The organism is Candidatus Nitrosopumilus salarius BD31 (assembly GCF_000242875.2).
Lineage (GTDB): Archaea > Thermoproteota > Nitrososphaeria > Nitrososphaerales > Nitrosopumilaceae > Nitrosopumilus > Nitrosopumilus salarius.
On the sequence record NZ_AEXL02000123.1, the window covers coordinates 1 to 2765 of the forward strand.

A 2765-nucleotide genomic window follows, 5' to 3' on the forward strand; every position below is an offset into this window, starting at 1 on the left:
ACAATAAGAAGCAACCAAATGTCCTTTTGTTTCGATTGAATCTCTATCTAAGAATACATATAATCGCCATAATTCAGAGTGTTTTTTTCTAATTACATTCAATTCTTTTTCAATGTTATCAATTTGTTCGGCGATTTTGTTTAGAGGTTTTACTTTACCATCAGTCCATAAGCATCTAGTTCTAGCAATCTTTCCTTTATCTTTTCGTGTAATATAGAGAATCACAGTTCCAGGTTTCAGATCTAATAGTTCTTCAAGATACTTTTGAAACTGAAATCTTTTTTCCGGATCTACAAAAGTTTCAATAAGATCCTGAATCTCATTTTTTTCTTTTCCATCTTCCCTCCCATGAACCATAAATACAGGTTTGTAAAGTTGTCTAGATTGTAAATCTGATATTAATTTTTTAACAACAGCTCTTTCATACTTAGGTTCTGTGGGTTCTGTTTTAGATTTACATAAACTAGATAATGTGAACAACAAGGCATCATCACCCATGTCCATTAAAGTTTCATAATTAGCAGCAAATCCACCATTAAGAAATTTCAGATATGCATAAACTGCATTAATTAACATGGCAGAAGCAGCAGCTTTAACTCGATGATAATAAACTCGTTCTGCCAAATAATAACGCTCTCTTACAAATTCCACAGCTTCACTTATGTCAGCAGGGCGTACACGTCCCTTTCTAACCAGAAGTAATGTTACACGGGAATCATTCTTAGTTTTTCCAGTTAAAGCGAAATTAGAGAGTAAACGCAATTCACGAGAAAATTTTAAACCCGTAAAGTATGAATCACGTAAAATGTAATCTACCAAGTCAGCACAAATAGTATTTCCCACAATATCGCCAATATACGGATGTTCTAAGTTAGAAACAGAACTGTCTTCTGGTAATTCCCCAGTATTTGGTTTATGGGTTTTTGGGTCAATTCCCTCAATAGCTTGTAGTATAAGTTTCAATTCAGCAATGAAATCATTTGCATCAGATTTATCCACATATTCTATCAAAAATGAAAAAATCTTTTCTTCCATACCACATTCTTGGAAAAAATATTCTAATCTTCGTTTGTCTGCCCATTGAGTACTTTGGAGAATATTTCCTTCTTTTTCTAAGGTATGGCCAAATGGGAGGTGTGCTGCATCATGTAATAATGCTACACACCTGGCAAGAACTTTGTCTCTGCTTGATAAAGATTGAAAATAGTTTTCATTTTTTGTTATTTTATCAGAGAAATTTTTTGAAATTATATCTCTATTTTCAAAATTTTCATCTATAGCATTCATAATTTGTTGAGCAACATGAATTGCACCTATAGAATGCTCAAATCTAGAATGTTGAGCACCAGGATAAACCAAATAAGTTAACCCAAGTTGTCTTATGTGACGAAGTTTTTGAAAAGGCTCAGTGTCCATTATTATGGATTCAAATTTTGTAATTTTAACATCTCCATGTACGGGATCACGTATGGTTTTTGAATATTTCAATAAAGGAAGCCAAGGACTAGGAAGTTTCAATAATTACCTATAGTCTTTTTATCTATTAAATATATTTGAGATGTAATTCTTCGATGAGATGTACAATATCAGTTTAGCATTCTTAAATATAGAGATCTGAATCCTAATGATATCCCATTTTAGAGCATCATCTGAAATTATTTCACAGCAACCAACAATTGCAATCCCTCATGTAGTGTTAATCTGGATGAACACTCATCATGCACCATGTTTTGATTCATTGAATTTCAGAATTATTCTGAATTGTATTGAATCTGAATGAATCTTTGAATATTCTAAACTCTAGTCTTTTTTTGTATGCCTGAAAACTCTTTGAAAACCCATTTATTCACGCATAATTTGTGAATAAAACCGTGTCACTAATTGTCCTTCGTGAATGTAAAAAATGCCATTATGTTTTATTCACAAATCTTTTCACTAGTAGTCAAAAATACCGTCATGATTCATGCATGAGATTCACAAGCACTCATTTCTGAACTGGGAATTTTTCTTATCGCACACCCTATCGTACACTTTTTGTACGCTTATAGTCATAAATCGTTCAATACAATTCATTTTAAAATACGATATCAGGCATGAGACATTTACAAAAATTCACACTCGTTAATACTGAAACCTGTGCCAACTTCGCATGGCTATGTTATAATGTGTGATCCTTTACCTGTTTTAGAAAAAAGATTTGATGTAAAACTGGATGGGCTAATAATTCTTGTAGATGATGAAGAAATTGGATATCATGTGATTGATGATACATTGAAAATTAATGTCGACAACAATACAAGAATTGAAATTGTTGGAGTTTTGCATCCATGAAAAATGAACCATGTTTTTTCACACTGTTGTCTACAAAACGATCATTTTCATCTTTTTCTTTCAGATTTTTTTATGCCTAACATTAACGTGATTGAAAGTTTTTCACCACTATTGATGAATATAGGAACAGAGAGAAGTTAAAAAATACCAAGTTGCCAGGAGTAAAAAATGATTAATAAAATTTCTAACTGTGGAATTGGATTTTTTGATTCAGTAGATGTATGTGTGATTGAAGAAACGGATGTTGGCAATATACAATTCTTCAAAGAGAATAAGAAATTTGATGGAGATGTTACAATTAACTTTCAAATTGGAGAGACAAACAAAGGGGAGGTTTTCATAAGAATTCAGATAAATATGAATGGAGATAATTTTTATTATGAAATACATCCGCAAGTAACTTGGTTGAGATTATTATGTACAACCGGGAAAAT

4 protein-coding genes are annotated in these 2765 nt (G+C 31.8%); 3 read left to right on the forward strand and 1 reads right to left on the reverse strand.

The window, feature by feature from the left end; genetic code table 11:
• Window positions 1-1518 (reverse strand): HD domain-containing protein (locus BD31_RS07185; protein WP_008300585.1); only part of this gene is annotated, 1518 nt, incomplete at its 3' end.
• A 106-nt stretch (window positions 1519-1624) separates the two neighbouring features.
• Here BD31_RS07185 and BD31_RS10110 point away from each other — a divergent pair.
• The 3 genes from BD31_RS10110 to BD31_RS07195 all read left to right on the forward strand — a co-directional run.
• A complete protein-coding gene (locus BD31_RS10110; RefSeq protein ID WP_008300587.1) occupies window positions 1625-1780 on the forward strand; it encodes a hypothetical protein in 156 nt (51 codons plus the stop codon).
• A gap of 356 nt (window positions 1781-2136) precedes the next feature.
• Window positions 2137-2331, forward strand: coding sequence for a hypothetical protein (locus tag BD31_RS10115; protein WP_158641236.1), 195 nt, complete (start codon window positions 2137-2139; stop codon window positions 2329-2331).
• A 168-nt stretch (window positions 2332-2499) separates the two neighbouring features.
• Window positions 2500-2765, forward strand: a 266-nt coding sequence (locus tag BD31_RS07195) for a hypothetical protein (RefSeq protein WP_008300583.1), incomplete at its 3' end; no start/stop codon positions are given.

What these genes read in the sequence shown, in the direction of transcription:
- BD31_RS10110 (WP_008300587.1), top strand. Translation starts at nt 1,625, where the DNA reads ATGATATCCCATTTTAGAGCATCATCTGAAATTATTTCACAGCAACCA.